At 63.4% G+C, this 26,454-nt stretch carries 26 protein-coding genes; 11 read left to right on the top strand and 15 right to left on the bottom strand.

Translation table 11 applies throughout. The features are described 5' to 3' along the window. Positions 1-137: 137 nt before the first annotated feature. The 4 genes from ACK1VC_RS01780 to lnt are packed head-to-tail and all read left to right on the top strand — an operon-like array spanning position 138 to position 3,993. Positions 138-1,136: a PhoH family protein gene (locus ACK1VC_RS01780; RefSeq protein ID WP_016489347.1), complete on the top strand. Its 999-nt coding sequence runs from the start codon at positions 138-140 to the stop codon at positions 1,134-1,136. Then, positions 1,129-1,602: an rRNA maturation RNase YbeY gene (gene ybeY / locus ACK1VC_RS01775; protein WP_016489348.1), complete on the top strand. Its 474-nt coding sequence runs from the start codon at positions 1,129-1,131 to the stop codon at positions 1,600-1,602. Before ACK1VC_RS01780 ends, ybeY begins: the two co-directional genes overlap by 8 nt. Positions 1,603-1,627: 25 nt before the next feature. Next, positions 1,628-2,467, top strand: coding sequence for an HlyC/CorC family transporter (locus tag ACK1VC_RS01770; RefSeq protein ID WP_003249762.1), 840 nt, complete (start codon positions 1,628-1,630; stop codon positions 2,465-2,467). 8 nt (positions 2,468-2,475) lie between these two features. Further along, on the top strand, positions 2,476-3,993 hold the full coding sequence (gene lnt / locus ACK1VC_RS01765; RefSeq protein WP_016489349.1) for an apolipoprotein N-acyltransferase: 1,518 nt from the start codon (positions 2,476-2,478) through the stop codon (positions 3,991-3,993). Between the two features lie 129 nt (positions 3,994-4,122). Here lnt and ACK1VC_RS01760 read toward each other — a convergent pair whose 3' ends face one another. Together ACK1VC_RS01760 and ACK1VC_RS01755 are read right to left on the bottom strand one after the other, a co-directional pair. Then, positions 4,123-4,884 (bottom strand): YdcF family protein, encoded by a 762-nt coding sequence (locus ACK1VC_RS01760; RefSeq protein ID WP_191087018.1) that lies wholly within the window; start codon positions 4,882-4,884, stop codon positions 4,123-4,125. Between the two features lie 143 nt (positions 4,885-5,027). Then, the gene (locus ACK1VC_RS01755; protein ID WP_016489351.1) at positions 5,028-5,342 is read right to left on the bottom strand and encodes a hypothetical protein; all 315 of its coding nucleotides are present in this window, start codon (positions 5,340-5,342) and stop codon (positions 5,028-5,030) included. Between the two features lie 228 nt (positions 5,343-5,570). On the opposite strand from ACK1VC_RS01755, the gene leuS reads away from it, so the two are divergent. The 5 genes from leuS (at position 5,571) to ACK1VC_RS01730 (ending at position 11,575) form a co-directional block, all read left to right on the top strand. Further along, positions 5,571-8,177, top strand: coding sequence for a leucine--tRNA ligase (gene leuS / locus ACK1VC_RS01750; protein ID WP_191087019.1), 2,607 nt, complete (start codon positions 5,571-5,573; stop codon positions 8,175-8,177). Between the two features lie 61 nt (positions 8,178-8,238). Beyond that, positions 8,239-8,844, top strand: a complete 606-nt coding sequence (locus ACK1VC_RS01745; protein WP_016489353.1) for an LPS-assembly lipoprotein LptE — start codon at positions 8,239-8,241, stop codon at positions 8,842-8,844. 39 nt (positions 8,845-8,883) lie between these two features. Then, positions 8,884-9,921 carry a DNA polymerase III subunit delta gene (gene holA, locus ACK1VC_RS01740; RefSeq protein WP_016489354.1) on the top strand — a complete coding sequence of 346 codons (1,038 nt, stop codon included), beginning with the start codon at positions 8,884-8,886 and terminating at the stop codon, positions 9,919-9,921. A gap of 112 nt (positions 9,922-10,033) precedes the next feature. Continuing rightward, on the top strand, positions 10,034-10,198 hold the full coding sequence (gene arfA / locus ACK1VC_RS01735) for an alternative ribosome rescue factor ArfA (protein WP_016489355.1): 165 nt from the start codon (positions 10,034-10,036) through the stop codon (positions 10,196-10,198). Positions 10,199-10,258: 60 nt separating this feature from the next. Then, positions 10,259-11,575, top strand: coding sequence for a lytic murein transglycosylase (locus ACK1VC_RS01730; RefSeq protein ID WP_016489356.1), 1,317 nt, complete (start codon positions 10,259-10,261; stop codon positions 11,573-11,575). Positions 11,576-11,681: 106 nt separating this feature from the next. On the opposite strand, the gene ACK1VC_RS01725 is transcribed toward ACK1VC_RS01730, so the two are convergent. The 13 genes from ACK1VC_RS01725 to ACK1VC_RS01665 form a co-directional block, all read right to left on the bottom strand. Further along, positions 11,682-12,620: a S66 peptidase family protein gene (locus tag ACK1VC_RS01725; RefSeq protein ID WP_060518556.1), complete on the bottom strand. Its 939-nt coding sequence runs from the start codon at positions 12,618-12,620 to the stop codon at positions 11,682-11,684. Positions 12,621-12,708: 88 nt separating this feature from the next. Beyond that, entirely contained in the window at positions 12,709-13,725 is a 1,017-nt protein-coding gene (gene lipA, locus ACK1VC_RS01720) for a lipoyl synthase (protein ID WP_016489358.1), read from the bottom strand. A gap of 2 nt (positions 13,726-13,727) precedes the next feature. Next, complete coding sequence (lipB, locus tag ACK1VC_RS01715; protein WP_016489359.1) at positions 13,728-14,375, bottom strand: lipoyl(octanoyl) transferase LipB; 648 nt, start codon at positions 14,373-14,375, stop codon at positions 13,728-13,730. Further along, positions 14,375-14,650: a DUF493 domain-containing protein gene (locus ACK1VC_RS01710; protein ID WP_016489360.1), complete on the bottom strand. Its 276-nt coding sequence runs from the start codon at positions 14,648-14,650 to the stop codon at positions 14,375-14,377. Before ACK1VC_RS01710 ends, lipB begins: the two co-directional genes overlap by 1 nt. Positions 14,651-14,723: 73 nt before the next feature. After that, on the bottom strand, positions 14,724-15,884 hold the full coding sequence (locus ACK1VC_RS01705; protein WP_016489361.1) for a D-alanyl-D-alanine carboxypeptidase family protein: 1,161 nt from the start codon (positions 15,882-15,884) through the stop codon (positions 14,724-14,726). Between the two features lie 272 nt (positions 15,885-16,156). Beyond that, positions 16,157-17,158, bottom strand: a complete 1,002-nt coding sequence (locus tag ACK1VC_RS01700) for a septal ring lytic transglycosylase RlpA family protein (RefSeq protein WP_016489362.1) — start codon at positions 17,156-17,158, stop codon at positions 16,157-16,159. Beyond that, a complete protein-coding gene (mltB, locus tag ACK1VC_RS01695) occupies positions 17,158-18,168 on the bottom strand; it encodes a lytic murein transglycosylase B (protein ID WP_016489363.1) in 1,011 nt (336 codons plus the stop codon). Before mltB ends, ACK1VC_RS01700 begins: the two co-directional genes overlap by 1 nt. 17 nt (positions 18,169-18,185) lie before the next feature. After that, the gene (gene rodA, locus ACK1VC_RS01690) at positions 18,186-19,289 is read right to left on the bottom strand and encodes a rod shape-determining protein RodA (protein WP_049275595.1); all 1,104 of its coding nucleotides are present in this window, start codon (positions 19,287-19,289) and stop codon (positions 18,186-18,188) included. A 38-nt stretch (positions 19,290-19,327) separates the two neighbouring features. Further along, entirely contained in the window at positions 19,328-21,217 is a 1,890-nt protein-coding gene (mrdA, locus tag ACK1VC_RS01685) for a penicillin-binding protein 2 (protein WP_016489365.1), read from the bottom strand. 16 nt (positions 21,218-21,233) lie between these two features. After that, positions 21,234-21,701 carry a 23S rRNA (pseudouridine(1915)-N(3))-methyltransferase RlmH gene (rlmH, locus tag ACK1VC_RS01680; protein WP_003249722.1) on the bottom strand — a complete coding sequence of 156 codons (468 nt, stop codon included), beginning with the start codon at positions 21,699-21,701 and terminating at the stop codon, positions 21,234-21,236. A 9-nt stretch (positions 21,702-21,710) separates the two neighbouring features. Further along, on the bottom strand, positions 21,711-22,142 hold the full coding sequence (gene rsfS, locus ACK1VC_RS01675) for a ribosome silencing factor (protein ID WP_016489366.1): 432 nt from the start codon (positions 22,140-22,142) through the stop codon (positions 21,711-21,713). Positions 22,143-22,185: 43 nt separating this feature from the next. Next, a complete protein-coding gene (gene nadD, locus ACK1VC_RS01670; protein WP_016489367.1) occupies positions 22,186-22,845 on the bottom strand; it encodes a nicotinate-nucleotide adenylyltransferase in 660 nt (219 codons plus the stop codon). A gap of 1 nt (position 22,846) precedes the next feature. Next, on the bottom strand, positions 22,847-24,118 hold the full coding sequence (locus tag ACK1VC_RS01665; RefSeq protein ID WP_016489368.1) for a glutamate-5-semialdehyde dehydrogenase: 1,272 nt from the start codon (positions 24,116-24,118) through the stop codon (positions 22,847-22,849). A gap of 297 nt (positions 24,119-24,415) precedes the next feature. Between ACK1VC_RS01665 and ACK1VC_RS01660 the strand changes: the two genes are divergently transcribed. Both ACK1VC_RS01660 and ACK1VC_RS01655 read left to right on the top strand, forming a co-directional pair. Beyond that, positions 24,416-25,084, top strand: a complete 669-nt coding sequence (locus ACK1VC_RS01660; RefSeq protein ID WP_191087021.1) for a DNA-3-methyladenine glycosylase — start codon at positions 24,416-24,418, stop codon at positions 25,082-25,084. Between the two features lie 2 nt (positions 25,085-25,086). Beyond that, positions 25,087-26,403, top strand: a complete 1,317-nt coding sequence (locus tag ACK1VC_RS01655; protein ID WP_016489369.1) for a bifunctional DedA family/phosphatase PAP2 family protein — start codon at positions 25,087-25,089, stop codon at positions 26,401-26,403. The last annotated feature ends 51 nt before the right edge of the window (positions 26,404-26,454 follow it).

Below are 26,454 nucleotides of genomic sequence, written 5' to 3'. Positions count from 1 at the left end.
CCTGTGGGAGCGGGTTCACCCGCGAAGAGGCCAGAACAGGCAGTACATACCGTTGAACGTTTCAGTGCTTTCGCCACTGGCATTCAAGGGTTATTCTTGAGTTCACACCCATTGCCGTCGAGCGGCTAAAAACGACCTTGAACGCACCCATAGAACCCCATCGTTTCATCCTCGAGCCCTTCGAGGCCCACCGTTTCGCCAACCTGTGCGGGCAGTTCGACGAGCACTTGCGCCTGATCGAACAGCGCTTGGCCATCGAAATCCGCAACCGCGGCAATCAGTTCGAACTGATCGGCGAACCCAAGACCACCTCTGCGGCCGAACAGTTGCTGCGCCGTCTCTACCGCGAGACCAAGGCAACCGACCTGTCGCCGGAAACCGTGCACCTGTACCTTCAGGAGTCGGCTGTCGAGAACATCGACAACCCGGCCGTGAACGAAGTCAGCGTGTCGCTGCGTACGCGCAAGGGCAACATCCGCCCACGCGGGCTCAACCAGCAGCGCTACGTGAAGGAAATCCTGGCCAACGACATCAACTTCGGCATCGGCCCGGCCGGTACCGGCAAGACCTACCTTGCCGTCGCCTGCGCGGTGGATGCGCTGGAACGCGAACAGGTGCGCCGCATCCTGCTGGTGCGCCCGGCGGTCGAGGCAGGCGAAAAGCTTGGCTTCCTGCCCGGTGACCTGGCGCAGAAGATTGACCCGTACCTGCGCCCGCTGTACGACGCCCTGTACGAAATGCTCGGCTTCGAGCACGTGGCCAAGCTGATAGAGCGCCAGGTGATCGAGATCGCCCCGCTGGCCTACATGCGTGGCCGCACCCTGAACAACAGCTTCATCATCCTCGACGAAAGCCAGAACACCACGCTGGAACAGATGAAAATGTTCCTCACCCGCATCGGTTTCGGCTCCACGGCGGTGATCACCGGTGACATCACCCAGGTCGACCTGCCACGCGGCACCAAGTCGGGCCTGGCACACGTCATCGAGGTGCTGAAGGACGTTCCAGGCATCAGCTTTACCCACTTCCAGCCCAAAGATGTGGTTCGTCACCCACTGGTGCAGCGTATTGTCGAAGCCTACGACCGCTTCGAAGCCCACCAGGCCAAGCCCGAGGCGCCCGGCAAAAATGCTTGAACTTGATATCCAACGGGCCACGGACGCTGCCGCCCCGGATGACGCCGCCTTCCGCCGCTGGTGCGAACTGGCCCTGCGCCAGCGCAGCGCCGACTCGGAAATGACCATTCGCCTGGTCGAGGAAGCCGAAGGCCGTGAGCTGAACCACACCTACCGGCATAAAGATTATGCGACCAATGTGCTGTCGTTCCCGGCCGATGTACCCGACGACCTGCTCGATATCCCGTTGCTGGGCGACCTGGTGATCTGTGTAGCAGTGGTCGAGCGCGAAGCGGCCGAACAAGGCAAGTCGCTGGAGGCCCACTGGGCGCACCTGGTCATTCACGGTTGCCTGCATCTGCTCGGCTATGACCACATCGATGATGAGGAAGCCGAAGAAATGGAAGGCCTGGAACGGGAATTGCTGGCAGAACTGGGTCACCCCGACCCGTATGCCGACGATGAAACCGACTCAATCACACACTGAAACACGAAGGATCACGAGAACCGCCATGAGCGAAGATCGATCGAGCAACGGGCAAAAGTCCTGGCTGGGCAAACTGACCCAGGCTTTTGCCCATGAGCCGAAAAACCGCCAGGAGCTCCTTGAGTTGCTGCGCGAAGCCCATCAGAACAAACTGCTGGACAGCGAAGCGCTGACCATCGTCGAAGGCGCCATCCAGGTCGCCGACCTGCAGGTGCGCGACATCATGGTGCCGCGCTCGCAGATGAACAGCATCAAGGCAGGCCAGTCGCCTCGCGAGTTTCTGCCAGCGGTGATCGACGCCGCGCACTCGCGCTACCCGGTGATCGGCGAAAGCCACGACGATGTGCTCGGGATCCTGCTCGCCAAAGACCTGCTGCCGCTGATCCTCAAGGAGAACGGCGACAGTTTCAACATCAAGGACCTGTTGCGCCCGGCCACTTTCGTGCCCGAGTCCAAACGCCTGAACGTGTTGCTGCGCGAATTCCGCGCCAACCATAACCATATGGCCATCGTCATCGACGAATATGGCGGTGTGGCAGGCCTGGTGACCATCGAGGACGTGCTGGAGCAGATTGTCGGCGATATCGAGGACGAGCACGACGTCGAGGAAGACAGCTACATCAAGCCGCTGCCCAGCGGTGACTTCCTGGTCAAGGCGCTTACCCCGATCGAAAACTTCAACGAGTTCTTCGACAGCGAGTTCTCCGATGACGAATTCGACACGGTCGGCGGCCTGGTGATGAGCGCCTTTGGCCACCTGCCCAAGCGCAACGAAACCACCGAGATCGGGTCTTACAAGTTCCGTATTCTCAACGCCGACAGCCGGCGGATACACTTGCTGCGCCTGACCCCGATCACCCGTTAAGGACAAACATGCGTTGGATCACCCGCCCCGGCTGGCCCGGTAACCTGCTGGCCCTGGCGGCCGGTGCTTCCACCCTTCTGGCCCTGGCGCCGTTCGACATCTGGCCGCTGGCCATATTGTCCATCGCCGTGCTCTACCTCGGCCTGCGCGAGCTCAGCCCGCGCCAGGCCATGTGGCGGGGCTGGTGGTTCGGTTTCGGCCTGTATGGCGCCGGCACCTGGTGGATCTACGTCAGCATGAACACCTACGGCGGCGCCTCGCCGCTGTTGGCGATCCTGCTGCTGTTGGCGTTCTTCGCTGCGTTGGCCTGGTTCTTTGCCCTGCCCACCTGGCTGTGGGCGCGCTGGCTGAGGCGCAATGAAGCGCCACTGGCCGACGCGCTGTGCTTCGCCGCCCTGTGGCTGCTGCAAGAGGCCTTCCGCGGCTGGTTCCTGACCGGCTTCCCCTGGCTCTACGCCGGCTACAGCCAGCTGGACGGCCCGCTGGCCGGCCTGGCACCGCTGGGCGGCGTATGGCTGGTTTCTTTCGCCCTGGCGCTTACAGCAGCCCTGCTGTGCAACCTGCACCGCCTGCGCACCCGCCCCTCGTTCCTGGCAGTCGCCTGCCTGCTGTTACTGGCCCCGTGGGCACTGGGCCTGGCACTCAAGGGCCATGCCTGGACCAAACCGGCAGGCGACCCGCTGAAAGTGGCAGCCATTCAAGGCAACGTCGAGCAGGACCTGAAATGGGACCCGGCACACATCGACGCGCAACTGGCGCTGTACCGTGACCTGAGCTTCAGCTCCAAACCTGTGGACCTGCTGGTCTGGCCTGAAACCGCGGTGCCGGTGCTCAAGGACCAGGCCCAGGGTTACATCGACGTGATGGGCCGCTTCGCCGCCGAGCGTCATTCGGCGCTGATCACAGGCGTGCCGGTGCGTGAAGTGGTGCATCACCAGCGCCGCTACTACAACGGCATTACCGTCACCGGTGAAGGCGATGGCACCTACCTCAAGCAGAAGCTGGTGCCGTTTGGCGAATACGTGCCGCTGCAGGACATGCTGCGGGGCATGATCGAGTTCTTCAACCTGCCCATGTCCGACTTCGCTCGCGGGCCTGAAGACCAGCCGCTGTTGCAGGCCAAGGGCTATCAGGTTGCGCCGTACATCTGCTACGAAGTGGTCTACCCCGAGTTTGCCGCAGGCCTGGCCGCACGCAGCGACCTGCTGCTGACCATCAGCAACGACACCTGGTTCGGCAAATCGATAGGCCCCTTGCAGCACTTGCAGATGGCACAGATGCGCGCACTGGAAGCCGGCCGCTGGATGATCCGCGCCACCAACAACGGCGTGACTGCCCTGATCGACCCGTTTGGCCGCATTACCACGCAAGTGCCGCAATTCCAGCAGGCGGTGCTGTATGGCGAAGTGGTGCCGATGCAGCAACTGACGCCATACCTGAAATGGCGCTCGTGGCCGCTGGCGATCGTCTGTGTGCTGCTGCTGGGCTGGGCGTTGCTGGCAGGGCGCATAGCCAAAACCGTCTGATGATGCTGCCTGTAACGGCCTCTTCGCGGGCCTGCCCGCTCCCACAGGGACTGCACACGCCTCGAAGGCTGCGCTAATTCTGTGGGAGCGGGCAAGCCCGCGAAGAGGCCGTCACACGCAGCACAAGGTTCAATAGAAGACCCGATACCCCACCAACCCCACCACTTCATTGAGCAACTGCCCGCTCTGCCACATCGCCCGGCTCTCCGGCAGCAGCCCGGCAAACGGCCGCGCATGATCGCGCCCCATGAACCCCACCGGCGCCGGCACCACCTCGAACCCCGCTTGCTCAAAGCTCCAGCGCGAGCGCTGCATGTGCCAAGCTTGGGTCACCACCACCACGCGGCGAATACCCAACGGCTGTAGCACCTTGGCGGTGAACTGAGCATTTTCCCAGGTCGTGCGGCTTGCCTCCTCGCGCCACTTCACCGCAACCGCAAAGTCTTCACGCAGGCGATCAGCCATCAACCGCGCCTCGCTCGGCGGCGTGCCATAGTGCAGCCCACCGCTGGTCAGCACCGGCAACCCCGATGCTTTGGCCAGCTGCGCGGCAAAGCGCAGACGCTCCAGCGCCGTGGCCGTGGGCTGGTCGCTACCGCCCCAGGCCGGGTCACCGCGCTCACGCCCCGCACCTAGCACTACAATGGCATCCGCCCGGCTCGCCAGGGCGCCCCAGTCGCCCACGGCCAACGGCGGCTCGCTTTCCAGCATACGGGCGGTTTCCTGTACCACCAGCGGCAGGCTCATCAGCCACAGCCCACCAAGCCCCACGGCAAAGCACAGCGCCGCCAATCGTGGCCGCCGCGCACGCAGCCACCAGGCCGCAAGCAGCAGCAGGAACAGGATGCCGGGCGGCATCAGCCATTGTTTGATGAAGAATCGGATCGGCATCGGCCACACCTCCTTGGCAGGGGTGCAGCCTAAAAGGATCGACGCCGGTCAACAAGGGTGCGACCGGCGCCAATCGTGAGCTGTGTGGTTGTGTGATATTGCAGAACCGGCGCGCGATGGCCTGCGGCTGGCATCCTGAACGGCTAGCGATGTGGCAGCGTCCTGGATCTCGCCGCATTGGCGGGGCGTTTCTTGTCCTTGAGCCAGATGATCTTGGCCGATGTCGGCTCCGCTTGTGGGTAACTGCCGGCACAGGCACTTGGGCGCTCCGGGATTGCATCCAGGTAGGCCTTGATCACTTCGAACTCGGCGTGGCTCAGGCCGCGCAATTCCAGCTCGGCTGGCATCTCGTCACGCAATCGCACCGAGGTCCTGGCCGCTTCCAGTGCCAGGCCAAGCCGGTCGATCAGGCGCTCGTAAAGCTCCGGCTTGATTGCGGGTAGCTGCGTCTCTCCCATCCGTTCACCTCATTGAAGATAAAGAATATCTCCCCCCACACCTGAGCTTAGCGGCGCAATGAAAAGCAGCCGCCTGCCGCGACCAGCGGGCATTCGCAACGAAGGTTTCCCACGATACGCAACGCTGCTGTATGCTACGGCGTTCACTCTAAACGACACCGGAGTACCGGTTGCAGCGAGGTTCCGCTGCCTGGAACAAGGTCTCTTCTCTTTCAGCCAAAAGTAGCCATGCACGAACAATACACGCCCCGTGATATCGAAGCCGCCGCCCAGAACTTCTGGGACGAGCAACAATCGTTCGCTGTTACCGAACAGCCAGGCAAAGACACCTACTATTGCCTATCGATGTTCCCGTACCCGAGCGGCAAGCTACACATGGGCCACGTGCGCAACTACACCATCGGCGACGTGATTGCCCGCTACCAGCGCATGCTGGGCAAGAACGTCCTGCAGCCGATGGGCTGGGACGCTTTCGGCATGCCTGCGGAAAACGCGGCGATGAAAAACAACGTCGCCCCGGCCAAGTGGACCTACGAAAACATTGATTACATGAAGACCCAGCTCAAGAGCCTGGGCCTGGCCATCGACTGGGCACGTGAAGTGACCACCTGCAAGCCCGACTACTACCGTTGGGAGCAGTGGCTGTTCACCCGCCTGTTCGAGAAAGGCATCATCTACCGCAAGAACGGTACCGTGAACTGGGACCCGGCGGACCAGACCGTACTGGCCAACGAGCAGGTCATCGACGGCCGTGGCTGGCGTTCGGGCGCGCTGATCGAGAAGCGCGAAATCCCGATGTACTACTTCCGCATCACCGACTACGCCGACGAGCTGCTGGAAAGCCTCGACGAGCTGCCGGGCTGGCCTGAGCAGGTCAAGACCATGCAGCGCAACTGGATCGGCAAGTCGCGCGGCATGGAAGTACAGTTCCCGTACGACCAGGCCAGCATCGGCCACGAAGGCACCTTGAAGGTCTTCACCACCCGCCCGGACACACTGATGGGCGCGACTTACGTCGCCGTTGCCGCCGAGCACCCGCTGGCCACCCAGGCTGCCCAGGGCAACCCGGCGCTGCAGGCGTTCATCGACGCGTGCAAGAGCGGCAGCGTTGCCGAAGCCGACATGGCCACCCAGGAGAAGAAGGGCATGGCCACTTCCCTGCTGGTCGAGCACCCGCTGACCGGCGAGAAGCTGCCGGTATGGGTCGCCAACTACGTGCTGATGCACTACGGCGATGGCGCGGTAATGGCCGTGCCGGCCCACGACGAGCGCGACTTCGAGTTCGCCCACAAGTACAAGCTGCCGGTCAAGGCCGTGGTGCGCACCAGCGCTGGTGATGAAGTCGGCAACGAATGGCAGGCCGCCTATGGCGAGCACGGCCAGCTGATCAACTCCGGTGAGTTCGACGGCCTGGACTTCGCCGGTGCATTCGACGCCATCGAAGCCGCCTTGATCCGCAAGGAACTGGGCAAGTCGCGTACCCAGTTCCGCCTGCGCGACTGGGGCATCAGCCGCCAGCGCTACTGGGGCTGCCCGATCCCGATCATCCACTGCCCGTCCTGCGGCGACGTGCCGGTGCCGGAAGACCAACTGCCGGTCACCCTGCCCGAGAACGTGGTGCCGGACGGCGCCGGTTCGCCACTGGCGCGCATGCCTGAGTTCTATGAATGCAGCTGCCCGAAATGCGGTACTGCAGCCAAGCGCGAAACCGACACCATGGACACCTTCGTCGAATCGTCCTGGTACTTCGCCCGTTACGCCTCGCCGAACTACGACAAGGGCCTGGTCGATCCGAAAGCCGCCAACCACTGGCTGCCGGTAGACCAGTACATCGGCGGTATCGAACACGCGATCCTGCACCTGCTGTATGCGCGCTTCTTCCATAAGCTGATGCGCGACGAAGGCCTGGTCACCTCGAACGAGCCATTCAAGAACCTGCTGACCCAGGGCATGGTGGTCGCCGAAACCTACTACCGCGTGGCCAGCAATGGCGGCAAGGACTGGTTCAACCCGGCCGATGTCGAGATCGAGCGCGATGCCAAGGCCAAGATCATCGGCGCCCGCCTGAAGACCGACGGCCTGCCGGTGGAAATCGGCGGCACCGAGAAGATGTCGAAGTCGAAGAACAACGGCGTCGATCCGCAATCGATGATCGAAGCCTACGGCGCCGACACCTGCCGCCTGTTCATGATGTTCGCCTCGCCGCCCGACATGAGCCTGGAGTGGTCCGACTCCGGCGTCGAGGGAGCCAGCCGCTTCCTGCGCCGTGTCTGGCGCCTGGCCCAGGCTCACGTCAGCCAAGGCCTGCCGGGCAAGCTGGATATCGCTGCCCTGGACGACGCACAGAAGGTCATCCGCCGCGCCATCCACGCAGCCATCAAGCAGGCCAGCACCGATGTAGGCCAGTTCCACAAGTTCAACACTGCCATCGCCCAGGTGATGACTGTGATGAACGTGCTGGAAAAGGCCCCTCAGACCAGCGAACAGGACCGCGCCCTGCTGCAGGAAGGCCTGGAAGCCGTCACCCTGCTGCTGGCACCGATCACCCCGCACATTTCTCACGCGCTGTGGCAGCACCTCGGCCATGCAGGGTCGGTGATCGATGCCGCCTGGCCGAGCGTCGACGAACAGGCACTGGTGCAGGACACCGTTACCCTGGTGGTTCAGGTCAACGGTAAACTGCGCGGCCAGGTCGAGATGCCTGCCGCGGCCAGCCGCGAAGAAGTCGAAGCCGCCGCCCGCAGCAACGAGAATGTCCTGCGCTTCATCGATGGCCTCACCATCCGCAAGGTCATCGTGGTACCGGGCAAGCTGGTCAACATCGTCGCCAACTGATGAAAACGCCCACCCGCAGTGGCTGCGGGTGGGCGGAACAGGCCCACAAGGGAGCAACAACATGATCAAACGCAATTTGCTGGTAATCGGCCTGGCGGTCATGCTCAGCGCCTGCGGTTTCCAGCTGCGCGGCACCGGCTCTACCGAGCTGAGTGTGAAGGAAATGGATGTCAGTGCACGCAATGCCTACGGCCCGACCGTGGTCGAGCTGCGCAAGGTACTGGAGCGGAGCGGTGTCAACGTGCATGCTGGCGCGCCTTACCGCTTGGTGCTGACCAACGAGCAGGAGCGCGAGCGCTCGGCAACCTACAACAGCGGCAACCGTACCGCCGAGTACGAGCTGACCACCGATCTGAGCTACAGCATCCAGGGCCTGAACAACCTGGAGCTGCTGAGCGACAAGCTGCAGGTACGCAAGATCTACGTGCGTGACGGCTCGAACGTCACCGGTTCCGAGCAGGAAGCCAACCGCGCCCGTGAAGAAATGCGCCGCGACCTGGTCAACGCCATGGTTGTCCGCCTGCAGATGCTGAGCCCGTCCCAGCTGGACGAGCTGCAGCGCAAGGCCGACGAGCGTGCCAAGGCCGAAGCCGACGCACTGGAGGCCGCTCGCCGACAGCAGGCCGAAACGCCTCAGCAGTCGCCGCTAGAAGTGCCGGGCAACTAAGCCCGCGTGGGGCACCCTCGGGTGCCTCACCTGTTTCCCATGAAACTCGCCCCCGCCCAACTCAACAAGCACCTGCAAGGCGCCCTGGCACCGGTCTACGTGGTCAGCGGCGACGACCCGCTGCTGTGCCAGGAAGCCGCTGACGCCATCCGTAACGCGGCACGCCAGCAAGGCTTCGACGAACGCCAGGTATTCAGTGCCGACGCCAACTTCGACTGGGGCACCCTGCTCCAGGCTGGCGCCAGCCTGTCGCTGTTCGCCCAGCGCCGCCTGCTGGAACTGCGCCTGCCCTCGGGCAAGCCCGGTGACAAAGGCGCCGCTGCGCTCATCGAATACTGCGCCAACCCTGCCGAAGACACCTTGCTGCTGGTCAGCTTGCCCAAGCTGGACGGCAGTGCGCAGAAGACCAAGTGGGGCAAGGCCTTGATCGAGGGTGCGCACTGCCAGTTCATCCAGATCTGGCCGGTGGATGTGCACCAGCTGCCGCAGTGGATCAACCAGCGGCTGCAGCAAGCCGGCCTGTCGGCGCAACGTGACGCTGTCGACCTGATCGCTGCGCGCGTGGAAGGCAACCTGCTGGCCGCCGCGCAGGAAATCGAAAAGCTCAAGCTGCTCGCCGATGGCAACCCGATCACCGTGGAAACCGTGCAGGCCGCCGTCGCCGACAGCGCCCGCTTCGATGTCTTCGGCCTGGTCGACGCCATTCTCAATGGCGAAGCAGCACATGCCCTGCGCATGCTCGAGGGCTTGCGTGGTGAAGGCGTGGAACCGCCAGTGATCCTCTGGGCCCTGGCTCGCGAGTTGCGCCAACTGGCCGGGCTGGCCCAACAGTTCAGCCAGGGGGTGCCGCTGGACAAGGCCTTCAGCCAGGCCCGCCCGCCGATCTGGGACAAACGCCGACCGCTGGTCAGCAAAGCCCTGCAACGCTTGTCGGCGCGACGCTGGGCACAGTTGCTGCAGGATGCCCAGCGTATCGATGCGCAGATCAAGGGCCAGGCCGAGGGCTCGCCCTGGACCGGTCTTGCGCGCTTGTCGCTGTTGATGGCAGGCCAGCGCCTGGCGCTACCTCCGGAATAGCCGGGGCCGCGAAGCGGCCCTAAGATCCCAGCCATAAACACAATCAATTGGCTCCCCCGCAGCCCAAGCCCTACAGTGCGCCCCGAAACCCCACCCAAACCGGGAACCCGCCATGAGCAAAAAGCCGAAAAAGCACGGCCCCAACAAGGCCAAGTCCATCGTTGCCCAACCCCTGTTCCGCTGCCGCCAGGAACGACCGGACAAGGGCAAAGGCAGCTACCGCCGCGAAGCCTTCCAATCGAGAGATTGGGAGGCTTCCTACTTTTTGGCAGCATGAAAGCATCGCAAGCGCAGGCATGGTATGGTCGTCACCTGACCTGCAATTCTGGATCTGTGCATGCTCTTCCGTCTTATCCCCCGTTGGGAAACCCGCCAGCTGATCGCGGCCTCCAGCTTCATCCTGCTTGTGGCCTGCGCGGAAAAGCCCACCGCTGCCGACGCACTGCCGCTGGCCCCTGCCCAACCCGCTCCAGTGGTGACTGTGCCCGGCACAACGCCCGACGTCAGCACTGAAATCCAGCCTCTGCAAACCTTCGCCCAGTGGCAGGCAGGCTTCCGCCAGCAAGCCCTGCAAGCCGGCATCTCGCCGAGCACGTTCGACAGTGCCTTCCTCGGCGTCACCCCCGACATGGACGTGATCAAGGCCGACCGCAGCCAGCCTGAGTTCACCCGCCCGGTGTGGGAATACCTCGACGGCGCCCTGTCGCCTCTGCGGGTACGCAACGGCAAGAAGCTGCTGGAGCAGAACGCCGAGCTGCTGACCCGCCTCGAACAACGCTATGGCGTGGATCGCCAGGTGCTGGTCGCGGTGTGGGGCATGGAAAGCAACTTTGGCCAGTTCCAGGGCAACAAGTCGGTGATTCGCTCGCTGGCCACGCTGGCCTATGAGGGCCGTCGCCCGCAGTTCGCCCAGGACCAGCTCATCGCCGCGCTGCAGATCATCCAGCATGGCGACATCCAGCCCGAGGCCATGCGTGGCTCGTGGGCGGGCGCCATGGGCCAGACCCAGTTCATCCCCACCACCTACAACACCCATGCCGTGGACTTCGACGGTGATGGCCGCCGCGACATCTGGAACAGCACACCGGATGCCCTGGCCTCGACGGCGCATTACCTGCAAAGCTCGGGCTGGAAGCGTGGTCAGCCATGGGGCTTCGAGGTACAAGTGCCAGCTGGTTTCGATTTCTGGCAAGCCGATGGCGCGCTGCGCAAACCGGTGAGCGAGTGGCTGGCAATGGGCGTGAAACTGCCTGCAGGCACGCAGTTGCCCGCCAACAGCAACCAGCTGTCAGCCGCCCTGCTGCTGCCGGCTGGCGCCCGCGGGCCGGCGTTTTTGGTACTGGACAACTTCCGCGCCATTCTGAAGTACAACAACTCTTCGTCCTACGCACTGGCGGTAAGCCTGCTGGGGGACCGCTTCAGCGGCTGGGGCTTCATTGCCGGCAGTTGGCCGAAAGAAGACCTGCCGTTGAGTCGCAGCGAGCGCATGGAGTTGCAGAACTTGTTGAACAGCCGTGGGCATGAGGCCGGGAATGCCGATGGCATCATCGGCGCCAATACCCGCAAGGCCATTCGCACTGCCCAGCAGGGGCTGGGGTGGCCAGCAGATGGCTACCCGACCCACAAGCTGCTTGAGAGCCTGCGTCAGCAATGAGATTGCTGGGGGCGCTCCTACAGCCAACCGCGTAACTGCAAGGTATCGCAATCCCCTGTAGGAGCGGCCTTGTGCCGCGATGGGCTGCAAAGCAGCCCCGACAACCTCAAACCTTGAACAGGTCCTGCTCCAGCACCAGGCTCTGCCGATCACTGTCCAGCCTGACCCGAGCCCCCAGCGGCAAGCACACATTCGGGTCGCAATGCCCACTGCGCCACCCCGCCAGCACCGGCACACCCAGCGGCGCGAAGGTCTCCTCCAGCAACGGCGCCAACGCCGCCGTGGTAATCCCGGCAAAGTCCCCCACCAGCACGCCTTTCACCCCCTCCAGCTTGCCCGCCAGGCGCAACTGGGTCAGCAGCCGGTCGACCCGGTACAACGGCTCGTTGACGTCCTCGATGAACAGGATGCAGCCCTGGGTCTCCAGCTCGGCAAGCGTCCCCATGGTCGCACCCAGCATCGACAGGTTGCCGCCCAGCAGCGGGCCGCTGGCCACACCCGGCAACACACTGCTCAAGGCATAGCCCGCCGGGTGCACAAGCTGCTCGCCTGCCCGTACGTGCCCGCCCAGCTGCGCCAGCAACGATGACTCGGTCGGCGGCAACTTGGCGCCCAGCAGGTCGGCATTGAGCATCCCCCCATGGAAGGTAACCAGCCCGCTATGCCGGTAGATCGCCGTGTGCAGCGCGGTAATGTCGCTGTAGCCGATCAACGGCTTGGGGTTGCGCCGAATCAGCTCGAAGTCGAGCTGGCCGAGCAAGCGCATGCTGCCGTAGCCGCCGCGCATGCAGAGGATGGCGTCGATGGCCGGGTCGGCAAACGCGTCATGCAGGTCCTGCAGGCGCTGTTGATCCGGTCCCGCCAAATAGCCCTGCGCCTGCAGGGCACCCGGGTAGATACGGCAACGGTAACCGCGGTCAGCGAACCACTGGCTGACCTTGTGCGTATCCAGACGCGCCGCGCCCGCCGGCGCGACAATGGCAAAGCAGGCGTTAGCCGGCAGCGCAGCTGGCAGGCTGGGTTGGAGGGTTTCGGCGCAATTCATCGCAGCTCCTAGCAGCGCGTGGGGCGCAAATAAAAATGCCGACGCCGCCTGTCGGCGTGCATCGGCATACGTGGCTCTGCTCTTTGGTTCAGAGCTTGATCTTGGCTTCGTGAGCTTGCTGGTCAGCATGGTACGAAGAACGCACCAACGGGCCAGAGGCGACGTTCTTGAAGCCCATCTTGTAACCTTCCTCGGCGAACCAGGCGAAGGTGTCCGGGTGAACGAAACGTTGCACCGGCAGGTGGCTACGCGATGGCTGCAAGTACTGGCCGAGGGTGAGCATGTCGATTTCATGCTCGCGCATGCGGTGCATGACCTCGATCACCTCTTCGTCAGTCTCACCCAGGCCAAGCATAAGCCCCGACTTGGTCGGTACGTGCGGTACCATCTGCTTGAATTTCTGCAGCAGGTCCAGCGACCAGTCGTAATCCGAACCCGGACGCGCGGCCTTGTACAGGCGCGGCACCGTCTCAAGGTTGTGGTTGAACACATCTGGCGGCTCTTGCGCAGTGATCGCCAACGCAACATCCATTCGCCCACGGTAGTCCGGCACCAGGGTTTCCAGCTGCACACCCGGGGACAGCGCGCGAATTTCGCGGATGCAGTCGGCAAAGTGCTGGGCACCGCCGTCACGCAGGTCGTCGCGGTCTACCGAGGTGATCACCACGTACTTCAGGCGCAGGTCGGCAATGGCGACAGCCAGGTTCTTCGGCTCGTCCAGGTCCAGCGGTTTAGGTCGGCCATGGCCAACGTCGCAGAACGGGCAGCGGCGGGTGCAGATGTCACCCATGATCATGAAGGTGGCGGTACCACCGGAGAAGCACTCGCCCAGGTTCGGGCAGGAAGCCTCTTCGCATACGCTGTGCAGCTTGTGCTTGCGCAGCAGTTGCTTGATACGGTCTACCTCAGGCGACACCGGGATACGCACGCGGATCCAGTCAGGCTTTTTCGGCAGTTCGTCAGTAGGGATGATCTTTACCGGGATGCGCGCGACTTTGTCGGCGCCACGCAGTTTGACCCCAGCTTCCACCTTCTTCGGCGCTTGGCGCGGGGTGACATCCTGGGTAGATATCAGGTTCGGCACGGCTTCTTGCACAGTTGTCATATTCAGTCGATTCCGCCCGTGAGGGTCGTCTGCTCAGCGTAGTCGAGGTGCTTGACCAGCTGTCCGCGCAGCCTTGTCCTGACCTCGTCGAGTTCGATCGGACCTGCCAGATCGCGCAGCTGGGTCATGGCCAGCCCCGCATAGCCGCAGGGGTTGATTCGGCGGAATGGCGCAAGGTCCATGTCCACGTTCAGGGCAAGGCCGTGGAACGAACGGCCGTTGCGAATTCGCAGGCCGAGGGAGGCGATCTTCGCTCCATCGACATAGACGCCAGGAGCATCGGGCTTGGCCGATGCCTGCACGTCGTAACTGGCGAGCAGGCCGATCAAGGCCTGTTCGATACGGCTGACCAGCTCGCGTACGCCAAAGCCCAGCCGGCGCACGTCCAGCAGCAGGTAGGCCACCTGCTGACCGGGGCCATGGTAGGTCACCTGGCCACCGCGGTCGGTCTGCACCACCGGGATGTCGCCCGGTACCAGCAGGTGCTCGGCCTTGCCGGCCTGGCCCTGGGTGAAGACCGCGGGGTGCTCGACCAGCCAGATTTCATCCTGGCTGCACGGGCTGCGCTGCTCGGTAAAGCGACGCATGGCCTCCAGCACCGGTTCATAGGGCTGCAGGCCAAGCTCGCGAAAACCGAGACAGGCGGACATCAGAGCACCATTTTCACGATGCCGGTAGCGCGCAGGGCGCTGTTGATATCGTGCAGCTGATCTTCGCTGGTGGCAACGATGTGCAATTGCACGGTGGTGTACTTGCCTTCCTTGCTCTGGCGTTCAGCCAGCGTGGAAAGGTCGACCTTGGCGTGCTTGCTGAGAATCTCGATCACCGTGTCCTTGAAGCCGACAACAGTATCGCCGATTACCTTGATCGGGTAATCAGCGCAAGGGAATTCGATCTTGTGCGACTTGACGTCTGGTTCGCTCATGGCGGAAACGGCCTCGTAAGCCGTGGCAACAACAACGCCCCCGCTAGATACGCGGGGGCATGCAGGTCACGTATCAGTTGAACAACCCGAAGAAGAATAGACGGATGCTATCCCACATACGGCGGAAGAAACCACCTTCCTCGACGCCATCAAGGGCGATCAGGTCGGCGCTGTGAACCACTTTCTCGTCCAGTTTGACTTCCACTTTGCCGATCACGTCACCTTTGGCGATTGGCGCGGTGAGCTGCGGGTTCATGGTCATCGAAGCTTGCAGACGCTTCAATTGGCCTTTAGGCATAGTCATGGTCAGGTCGTCAGCCAGGCCAGCCTTGATCTGGCTGGTGGCGCCTTTCCAGACCGGGGCCTGGGTCAGCTCGGTGCCTTTCTGGTAGAAGGTCTGGGTTTCGAAGAAGCGGAAGCCGTAGGTCAGCAGCTTCTGGGTCTCGGCAGCACGGGACTGCTCGCTGTTGGTGCCAAACACCACGGCGATCAGGCGCTGGCCATCGCGAACAGCCGAAGCCACCATGCAGTAGCCCGCTTCGTCGGTGTGGCCGGTCTTCAGGCCATCGACGGTCTTGTCACGCCACAGCAGCAGGTTGCGGTTAGGCTGCTTGATGTTGTTCCAGAAGAACTCTTTCTGCGAGTAGATGGCGTAGTGGGCCGGATCGACGGTGATGATCGCACGGGCCAGGGTCGCCATGTCATGCGCCGACGAGTAATGCTCCGGGTTCGGCAGGCCGGTGGGGTTCATGAAGTGGCTGTTGCTCATGCCCAGGTCGGCAGCCGTTTTGTTCATCATGTCGGCGAAGGCATCTTCACTGCCTGCGATGTGCTCGGCCAAAGCGACCGAGGCGTCGTTGCCGGACTGGATGATGATGCCATGCAGCAGGTCGCTGACAGTCACCTGGCTACCGACTTTGATGAACATGCGCGAACCGCCAGTACGCCAGGCGTTTTCGCTGACGGTAACCGGGTCGTTCTCACCGATCTGGCCGCGGCGGATGTCCAGGGTGGCGATGTAGGCGGTCATCAGCTTGGTCAGGCTGGCTGGCGGCAGGCGCTCGTCACCGTTGTTCTCGACCAGCACGTTGCCGCTGGACGCGTCCATGAGTACGTAGGACTTGGCTGCCAGTTGCGGTGGCGCCGGCGTCATCTGCTCTGCCGCGAAGGCGGCAGGCGTGATCATCAGCAGTACAGGCAGGCAAAGTCGTTTGGCAAGGTTGGTGATGTTCATCCGTCTCTCGAAAATCGCTAATGGTCTGAGATGTTCCCTGGGCAAGATCATGTGCCCAGCGCCAGTCAGTCTAGTTTTATGGCCGTTGGCCTGGCCCGCGAACGTGCGGCTTTATGTCGCTGCGGGCAAAAGCCGTCATTGTACATGGCCGCGCCCGGCAATTCATGACAAAACCGACAGTTTGGTGTTGCCTTCTTCGCGGGCACACCCGTGCCCACAGGGTGTCGCATACCCCTGTGGGCACGGGTGTGCCCGCGAAGAAGACGACGCGGTCAGTCTGCTGTGACCAGCTTGGCCTGCCCCAAGTTCGCCAGGCGGATGCTGTCTTGTGCTTGCTGGATCTCGCCCTGGCTGCCGATCGGCCCCAGGCGCACGCGGTGCAGGGTCTGCTGGTTACGCACGATCGAGCTGATGAACACCGGTGCATTGACCATGGTGCTGAGTTTGGAGCGCAGTAGCTCGGCGGCATCCGGGTTGGCGAAGGCGCCGACCTGAAGGAAGCTGCCACCCGCACCGCCAGGCACATTGTTGCCACCCACCTGCACCGGCACCACCGGCGCCGCATGCTGCTGTGCCGGCGGGGTCCATTGCTCGACACGTCCGGTACTGGCCGGGATCGCCTGGGTCTGGGCCACCTGCGGCTCTTTCAGCACCATCGGCGGCGTCTGCCCACGCTGGGCCCACCACTGCTGCGGGTCGATCCCCTCGACGCGCACATGCGCGGTACCGGTCTCGGCATAGCCGAGCTTTTTCGCCGCCGCGTAGGACAGGTCGATAATACGGTCGGAATAGAACGGGCCACGGTCATTCACCCGCAGGATCACGCTACGGCCGTTGGCCAGGTTGGTCACCCGCACGTAGGCCGGCAGCGGCAGGGTCTTGTGCGCCGCGCTCATGCCATACAGGTCGTACAGCTCGCCGTTGGCAGTGTTCTGGCCGTGGAACTTGGTGCCGTACCACGATGCGGTGCCCTCGGCGCGGTAATTGCGCGAGTCCTGCATCGGGTAATACGTCTTGCCCAGCACCGTGTAGGGGTTGGCCTTGTAGTTGCCAGTGTGCACGGTCGGCGTGGCATCGGGGATCTTGTTCACATCCACGTCCCACCAGGGCGCGCCGTCCTTGTGGGCCCGGTTGATGTCCAGCCCCGGCTGGGTACGCACCACGTTGCCACTGCTTTGCGGGGTCGGGCGGCTGGATGAACAGCTGGCCAGCACCACGCCAACGGCGAGGCAGGTCAGCAGTTTGAAGGAGTTGGCAGAGATGATTGCGCGCATTACTTGACGCCCCGTGCTTGAACCAGCTGTTGCGCAAGCTGATGCACCGCCATGGCATACATCACGCTGCGGTTGTAGCGAGTGATCGCGTAGAAGTTCTTCAGGCCAACCCAGTACTCGGGACCATTGTCGCCCTCAAGGCGGAAGGCAGTAACCGGCAGATCATCGCGCAGCGAATCATGAACCGACCAGCCAAGCGCGCGCAACTCCCCTACCGTTTTCACCGGCTCGATACCGGTGGTCAGGCCTTGCTCGGCACCTGCACCGTCCACCCAGGCGCGACTGACCACGCCCCCGCCCGCCACCCAGCCATGGCGCTTGAAGTAGCTGGCGACGCTGCCGATGGCATCGTCCGGGTTATTCCAGATATTGATGTGGCCATCGCCGTCGAAGTCCACCGCGTAGTTGCGAAAACTGCTCGGCATGAACTGCGGCAGGCCCATGGCGCCGGCATAGGAGCCTTTGAGCGTCAGCGGGTCGAGCTGTTCATCACGGGCCAGCAGCAGGAACTCGCGCAGTTCCTTGCGGAAGAACTCGGCCCGCGGCGGGTAATCGAAGCCCAGCGTCGACAGCGCGTCGATCACCCGGTAGTTGCCGGTGTTGCGACCAAAGAACGTTTCCACACCGATGATCGAAACAATGTACTGCGCCGGCACGCCGTATTCCTGCTCGGCACGGGCCAGCACGGCTTCGTGCTGGCGCCAGAAGTCCACACCACGGGCAATGCGCGCGTCGGTGAGGAACATCGGCCGGTAGTCCTTCCACGGCTTGACCTTTTCGGCCGGGCGCGAGATGGCGTCGAGGATCGACTGCTTGCGCTGCACTTCACGGAACACGCTCATCAACTGCTCCGGGGCAAAACCATAGTCGCGGCTCATTTCGCCAACGAACTCGGCCACCTGCGGTGAGCCTTGATAATCGCCGGCATGGGCCAGCTGTACAGCGCCGAACAGGCCCACCGCGCCAATCCACGGCGCACAACGGGCAGCCCAGTTACGCACTGCTTGCATGAAATTCTTCACCTTATTCAAACCTGTGCGATCCATTTGCGGTGCGTATGGATCGACATCAAAACGCCAAACGCTGACAGCAGCGTCACCAACGATGTTCCGCCATAGCTGATGAAGGGTAGCGGCACGCCCACCACAGGCAGAAGGCCGCTGACCATCCCGATATTGACGAACACGTACACAAAGAAAGTCATGGTCAGGCTGCCCGCGAGCAGCTTGCCGAACAGGGTCTGCGCCTGGGCGGTGATCATCAGGCCACGGCCGATCAGCAACAGGTAGACGATCAGCAACAGGCAGATGCCGACCAGGCCGAACTCCTCGCCCAGTACGGCGATGATGAAGTCAGTGTGGCTTTCCGGCAGAAAATCCAGGTGCGACTGGGTGCCGAGCAGCCAGCCTTTGCCGAACACCCCGCCCGAGCCGATCGCCGCCTTCGACTGGATGATGTTCCAGCCCGTGCCCAGCGGGTCGCTTTCCGGGTCGAGGAAGGTCAGTACCCGTTGCTTCTGGTAGTCGTGCATGACGAAAAACCACATCGCCACCGCCACCGGCACCGCCGCCGTCAGCACACTGAGGATCCAGCGCCAGCGCAGGCCCCCCATGAACAGCACAAAGGCGCCGGAGGCGAGAATCAGCAGCGCCGTGCCCAGGTCGGGCTGGCGCACGATCAGGATGAACGGCACGCCAATCAGCACCAGGCTGATCGCCACGTGCTTCAGGTGGGGCGGCAAGGTGCGCTTGGAGAGGTACCAGGCGATGGTCGCCGGCATGATGATCTTCATGAATTCCGAGGGCTGGAAGCGGATCACCCCGGGGATGTTGATCCAGCGCGTGGCGCCCATGGCGTTGTGGCCCATCACGTCCACCACCACCAGCAACAGCACCCCGGTCAAGTACGCCAGCGGCACCCAGCGGGCCATGAAGCGCGGCTCCAGCTGGGCGATGACGAACATCGACACCAGGCCTATGCCGAACGAGGTGGCCTGCTTGAGCAGCAGGTCCCAGTTCTTGCCACTGGCCGAATACAGGACGAACAGGCTGCCGGCCGCAAGGGTCAGCAGAATGATCAGCAAGGGGCCGTCGACATGGATACGCTGCAGAAAGCTGGCGCGCCGACGCATCACATCCTCACTGGAGAGCATGCGATCGAAATTGTTCATCACAGGGCCGATTCCTGGGTAACGGTGGCAGGCGCGAACTCGGGCTTGAGCCGGCCATTTTCGTCGAGCAGCCAGGCGTCCATGATCTGGCGTACCACGGGCGCGGCGACACCCGAGCCGGACTCACCGTTCTCGACCATCACCGATACCACGATTTTCGGGGCTTCGGCCGGCGCAAAGGCGACGAACAGGGCGTGGTCGCGGTGGCGCTCCTGAAGCTTGTTGCGGTCGTACTTCTCGCCTTGCTTGATCGCCACCACCTGGGCGGTACCGCTCTTGCCGGCAATGCGGTACTGGGCGCCGGCGGCAGCCTTGCGCGCAGTGCCGCGGGCGCCGTGCATTACCTGCTCCATGCCATGGGTGACCTTGGCCCAGTCGGACTTGTCACGCAGCACGATGTTTTCCATAGGGTTGTCGTCCACAGGCTGCTGGCCTTCGATGGTCTTGGCCAGGTGCGGGCGGTTCCACACCCCCTTGTTGGCGATCAGCGCAGTGGCCTGGGCCAGTTGCAGCGGCGTGGCCTGCATATAGCCCTGGCCAATGCCGAGAATCAGTGTTTCACCGGGGAACCAGGCCTGACGGCGGGTGGCACGCTTCCATTCGCGCGACGGCATCAACCCGGCGGACTCCTCGAACATGTCGAGGGAAACCCGCTGGCCGATGCCGAACTTGTTCATATAGCTGGACAGCCGATCGATGCCCATCTTGTGCGCAAGGTCGTAGAAGTAGGTGTCGTTGGAACGCATGATCGCGGTGTCCAGGTCGACCCAGCCATCGCCGGAGCGGTTCCAGTTACGGTATTTGTGGTCATAGTTGGGCAGTTGGTAATAGCCTGGGTCGAACACCCGGCTGCTGGCATTGACCACGCCACTGTCCAGGCCGGCGATGGCTACCGCCGGCTTGATGGTCGAACCGGGCGGGTACAGGCCACGCAGCACGCGGTTGAACAACGGCCGGTCGATCGAATCGCGCAGTTCGGCATAGGCCTTGAAGCTAATGCCCGTGACGAACAGGTTGGGGTCGAAGCTGGGCTGACTGACCATCGCCAGCACCTCGCCAGTGCGTGGGTCGAGTGCTACCACTGCGCCACGCCGGCCACCCAGGGCGGCCTCGGCGGCTTCCTGCAGCTTGATGTCCAGGCTCAGCACAATGTCCTTGCCCGGTTTCGGGTCGGTGCGCTTGAGCACCCGCAGCACGCGGCCTCGGGCGTTGGTCTCGACTTCTTCGTAGCCGACCTGGCCGTGCAGGTCGTCTTCGTAGAAGCGCTCGATGCCGGTCTTGCCGATATGGTGGGTGCCGCTGTAGTTCACCGGGTCGAGCGTTTTCAGCTCTTTCTCGTTGATCCGCCCCACATAACCCACCGAATGGGCGAAATGCGCACCCTGCGGGTAATGCCGCACCAGTTGGGCCACCACTTCCACGCCTGGCAGGCGGAACTGGTTCACCGCCACCCGGGCGATCTGCTCTTCGTTGAGTTCGAACAAGATCGGCACCGGCTCGAACGGCCGACGGCCCTGGCGCATGCGCTTCTCGAACAGGGCCCGGTCGTCGGCCGTCAGGTCCAGTACTTCGACGATGGTATCCAGCACTTCCTGCCAGTTACCCGCACGTTCGCGGGTCATCGACAGGCTGAAGCTGGGCCGGTTGTCGGCAACGATTACCCCGTTGCGGTCGAAGATCAGCCCGCGGGTCGGCGGGATCGGCTGCACATGCACCCGGTTGTTCTCCGACAGCGTCGAGTGATAGTCGTACTGGATGATCTGCAGGTAGTACAGCCGCGCGATCAGCACGCAAATAAGCAGCATGATCGCCACCGCGCCGACCACGACGCGGTTGCGCACCAGGCGGGCGTCTTTCTCGTGGTCCTTGAGGCGGATCGGCTGCGACATCTGACTGCTTACAGGCTCATTTGTGGTATGGGTGCCCGGACAACACGGTCCAGGCGCGGTAGATCTGCTCGCCGATCAGTATCCTTACCAACGGGTGTGGCAGGGTCAGCGGCGACAGCGACCAGCGTTGCTCGGCGCGCGCGCAAACCTCAGGCGCCAGGCCTTCCGGGCCGCCCACCATCAAATTCACCGTTCGCGCATCCAGGCGCCAGCGGTCCAGCTCGGTCGCCAGCTGCTCGGTGCTCCAGGGCTTGCCATGGACCTCGAGGGTGACAATGCGTTCCCCAGGCTGAACCTTGCTCAGCATGGCTTCGCCCTCCTGACGGATCAGGCGGGCGACATCGGCATTCTTGCCACGGGTGTTCAGCGGTATTTCCACCAGCTCCAGCGACAGCTCGGCGGGCAGGCGCTTGGCATATTCATGCCAACCTTCCTCGACCCACTTCGGCATGCGCGAGCCGACCGCGATCAGGCGCAGACGCACGACGCTTCCTTATTCCCGGTCTTTGATCTTGTCATCGAAGTAGGCGCTGGCGTTTTCCGGGCTGTGATGCTTGGCATCAGCAGCACGGCTCTGCTCGGCACCCGCCCACAGACGCTCCAGGTCGTAGAACTGGCGGGCAGCGGCGGTCATCATGTGCACGATGACGTCGTTCAGGTCCAGCAGCACCCAGTCGCTGTCACCCTTGCCTTCTTCGCCCAGCGGCTGTGCGCCTTGTTTCTTGACCGCTTCACGGACCTTTTCCAGCATCGCGTTGATCTGGCGGTTGGAGGTACCGGTGGCAATGATCATGTAGTCGGTCAGGCTGTGCTTTTCGCGCACGTCGATGACCTGGATGTCCTGGGCTTTGACGTCTTCCAGAGCGCTAATGGTCAGTTTGACCAGTTCTTCGCCACTGATGCCATTGGTTTTCTGCTTGCTCATATAAAACTCGTTCAACTCGTTGGATGAGGCGCCAGAGGCACCGTCAGTTAGGCGCACGATACAGTTCGTGCGCCTCGATGTAGGCCAGTACGGCGTCCGGCACCAGGAACCTCACCGATTTGCCGCTGGCCAGCAGCTGTCGGATCTGTGTAGCCGACACCGCAAGCGGCGTCTGCCAGACGAACGAAATATTTCCCGCCGGGCCGGACATGGCGGCGGGATCGCTCTCCGAGCGCGCAGCCAGCAGGTTGCGCAGCTCGTCAGGGGGTTCTACGTCGGCATCCGGGCGTTGCAGCACCAGGATGTGACAGTGTTGCAGCAATTCTTCCCAGCGGTGCCAGCCCGGCAGACCACAGAAGGCATCCCAGCCCAGCACCAGGAACAGCTGGTCGTGGCCGGCCAGTTCGGCGCGGATCGATTCCAGCGTATCGATGGTGTAGGACGGTTTGTCCCGCTCAAGCTCGCGCGCATCGACGCTCAGGCAAGCCACGCCCTGCACCGCTTCGCGGACCATGGCCAGGCGATCCTGCGCGGCCACCCGCGGGGTGTCGCGGTGCGGCGGCCGGGCGTTGGGCAACAGGCGCAGTTCGTCCAACCCCATGAACTCGGCCACTTCCAGCGCGCTGCGCAGGTGGCCTATATGCACGGGGTCGAAGGTGCCACCTAGAATGCCGATGCGCCGGACTGCCTGGGCCGTGCTCAACTCAGCAGGACTCCTGACCGCGCAGCTGGCCGTCGCCGATCACTACGTACTTCTCGCAGGTCAGGCCTTCCAGGCCGACCGGGCCACGGGCATGCAGCTTGTCGGTGGAAATACCGATTTCCGCACCCAACCCGTACTCGAAACCGTCGGCAAAGCAGGTCGGGGTGTTGAGCATGACCGACGCCGAGTCCACCTCAGCCATGAACTGGCGGGCTTCACCCTGGTGTTCGCTGATGATCGAGTCGGTGTGGTGTGAGCCATAGTGGTTGATGTGCTCGATGGCCTGGTCCAGGCCATCGACGACGCGGATCGACAGGATCGCGTCCAGGTACTCGGTGTGCCAGTCGTCTTCAGTGGCCGGCTTGGCCTCGATAAGCGCGCGGGTACGCTCGCAGCCACGCAGTTCCACGCCCTTCTCCTGGAAGCGGCGGGCCATTTCCGGCAGGAAACGCTCGGCCACTTGCTGGTCGACCAGCAGGGTTTCCATGGCGCCGCAGATGCCATAACGGTAGGTCTTGGCGTTGAAGGCCACGTTCCAGGCCTTGTCCAGGTCGGCATGCTGGCTGACGTAGATGTGGCAGATGCCGTCCAGGTGCTTGATGACCGGAACGCGGGCATCGCGGCTGATGCGCTCGATCAGGCCACGGCCGCCGCGCGGCACGATGACGTCTACAAATTGCGGCATGCTGATGAGCGCGCCCACGGCTTCGCGGTCGGTGGTCTCGACCACCTGCACCACGGCAGCCGGCAGGCCCGCGGCGGCCAGGCCACGCTGGATGCAGGTGGCGATAGCACGGTTGGAATGGATGGCTTCAGAGCCGCCACGCAGGATGGTCGCGTTACCTGACTTCAGGCACAGGCTGGCAGCATCGATGGTCACGTTCGGGCGCGACTCGTAGATGATCCCGATCACGCCCAGCGGTGCGCGCATCTTGCCAACCTGAATACCCGATGGGCGGTAGCTCATGTCGCGGATGGCACCAACCGGGTCCGGCAGGCTGGCGACCTGGCGCAGGCCGGTGATCATGCCATCGATACGTGCAGGGGTCAGCGCGAGGCGGTCGAGCAGTGCCGGCTCCAGGCCATTGGCGCGGCCGGCGGCCAGGTCCAGCTCGTTGGCGGCAGTCAGTTCCGCACGGGCAGCATCCAGCGCATCGGCAGCGGCTTGCAAGGCGCGGTTTTTCTGCGCGGTGCTGGCACGGCCGATTACCCGGGAAGCCTCACGGGCAGCGCGACCCAAACGGGTCATGTAGTCAAGAACGGACTCAGTCATGGGTTCGGTGTCTTGGCGAAGGGGAAATCGGCTGATTATAACTGCCGCGCAGGTGTACGCCCAGCGGCGGGTGGCGGATGGTAGAAAATGGGTGTTCGCCTCACGATTGTCTGCGCCTGTGAAATCGAGCGCCGCGCGGGCAGCGCTCGATTTCACGGGCACCAAACACATCAAGGCGAACCCCTGACAGCCGCTACCAATGAAACATATGGATACCAATCAATCGCCCCACAGGTTCAGCCAAGATTAAGCCATTCATTGCTATCATCCCCGCCTCCCCCGCCACGAACTGCCCGCATGCCAGCCCTGCCCGACAGCTTTTTCGACCGTGACGCCCAGACCGTGGCCAAGGCCCTGCTGGGCAAGGTAATCCGCCACCGCCACGGCGACCTGTGGCTGGCCGCACGCATCATCGAGACCGAGGCCTATTACCTCACCGACAAAGGCAGCCACGCCTCGCTCGGCTACACCGAAAAGCGCAAGGCGCTGTTCCTCGATGGCGGGCACATCTACATGTACTACGCCCGCGGCGGCGACTCGCTGAACTTCAGCGCCCACGGGCCGGGCAACGCGGTGCTGATCAAGTCTGCCTATCCTTGGCAGGACGACCTCTCGGGCCCCGACAGCCTGGCGCAGATGCAACTGAACAACCCCGACGCCAGCAGCAAGCTCCGCCCGAACGAACGCCTGTGCGCCGGCCAGACCCTGCTGTGCCGAGCCCTGGGCCTGAAAGTGCCAGTGTGGGACACCCAGCGCTTCGACGCCGAGCGGCTGTATGTGGACGATTGCGGCAACGCCGTACCAAGGGTTATCCAGACTGCAAGGCTGGGCATCCCGCACGGGCGCGACGAGCACCTGCCCTACCGCTTCGTCGACGCCGAGTACGCCCGGTTCTGCACGCGGAACCCGTTACGTCGCGGCCAAGTCGAAGGCCGTGACTTCTTCATTCTCGAACAAGGAAGCTGAACATGGGCCAATGGCTCGACAGCCTGACCGGCTGGCTAAGCGCCAACCCGCAGTGGCTTGGCCTGGCAATTTTCCTGGTGGCCTGCATTGAGTGCCTGGCTATTGCCGGCATCATCGTGCCTGGCACTGTGCTGCTGTTTGCTGTCGCGGTACTGGCCGGCAGTGGCGCCTTCAGCCTGGGCGAAACGTTGCTGCTGGGCTTTCTTGGCGGCCTTTTGGGCGACGCCGTGTCGTACACACTGGGCAAGTACTTCCACCAGAACATTCGCCGCCTGCCGCTACTGCGCCACCACCCGGAATGGATTGGCAGTGCAGAGACCTATTTTCAGCGCTACGGCATTGCCAGCCTGCTGGTAGGGCGGTTCATCGGGCCGCTGCGGCCCATGCTGCCAATGGTCGCGGGCATGTTCGACATGCCGTTGCCGCGCTTCATCGCAGTCAGCCTGGTGGCCGGCGCCGGCTGGTCGGTCGCCTACCTGCTGCCAGGCTGGGCTACCGGCGCGGCCATGCGCCTGCCGCTGCCGGAAGGTTTCTGGCTGGACGCCGGCATCATCGCCGGCACCCTGGCGGTCATCATCGGCCTTAGCCTGACCACCAGCATTCGCGACCAGCGCCATGGGACACGACTGATCGCCGGCATGAGCTTCGCTGCCTTGGCCGGGCTATTCCTCGGCTGGCCTTACCTGCACGAGTTCGACCAAGGCGTGATGACACTGGTGCAGGAGCATCGCAGCCAGGCCATCGACGGCGCCGTGGTACTGGTGACCCGGCTGGGCGATTTCCGCACGCAACTGTTTCTCGGCGCCCTGCTGACCGGCCTGCTGCTGCTTGCCCGCCAGTGGCGGCACGCGTTTTTTGCCGCTGGCGCGCTGATGGGCACAGCGATCGCCAACGGTACACTGAAATGGCTATTTGCCCGGGCGCGGCCGGAAGTGCTGACCGACCCACTGACCAGCTACAGCATGCCCAGCGGGCACAGCTCGGCGTCGTTTGCGTTCTTTCTGGTCATGGCAGTGCTGGCAGGGCGCGGACAGCCGCCGCGCATGCGCCTGACCTGGGTGATGCTGGGTTGCATTCCGGCGCTAGCGATTGCCCTGTCACGGGTGTACCTGGGGGCGCACTGGCCAACCGACATCCTGGCCGGCGCCCTGCTGGCCTGCTGTGTATGCGCGCTTAGCCTGACTGTGGCGCAGCGCCAGCAGACACTGCCGGCCCTGCCGCTGCGGGTGTGGTGGCTGGTGTTGCCGGCATGTATCGCGCTGCTGGCGTTCTTTGCAATGCATGCGTTGCCGCAGGCTTTGCTCAGATACCAATATTGATGTCGCCCTTAATGGCCTCTTCGCGGGCTGCCCGCTCCCACAGGTACTGCA

The organism is Pseudomonas sp. XP2 (assembly GCF_053557975.1).
The sequence above is the reverse complement of the archived record's forward strand: the minus strand, read 5'-3'. Positions and strand labels throughout refer to the sequence as shown.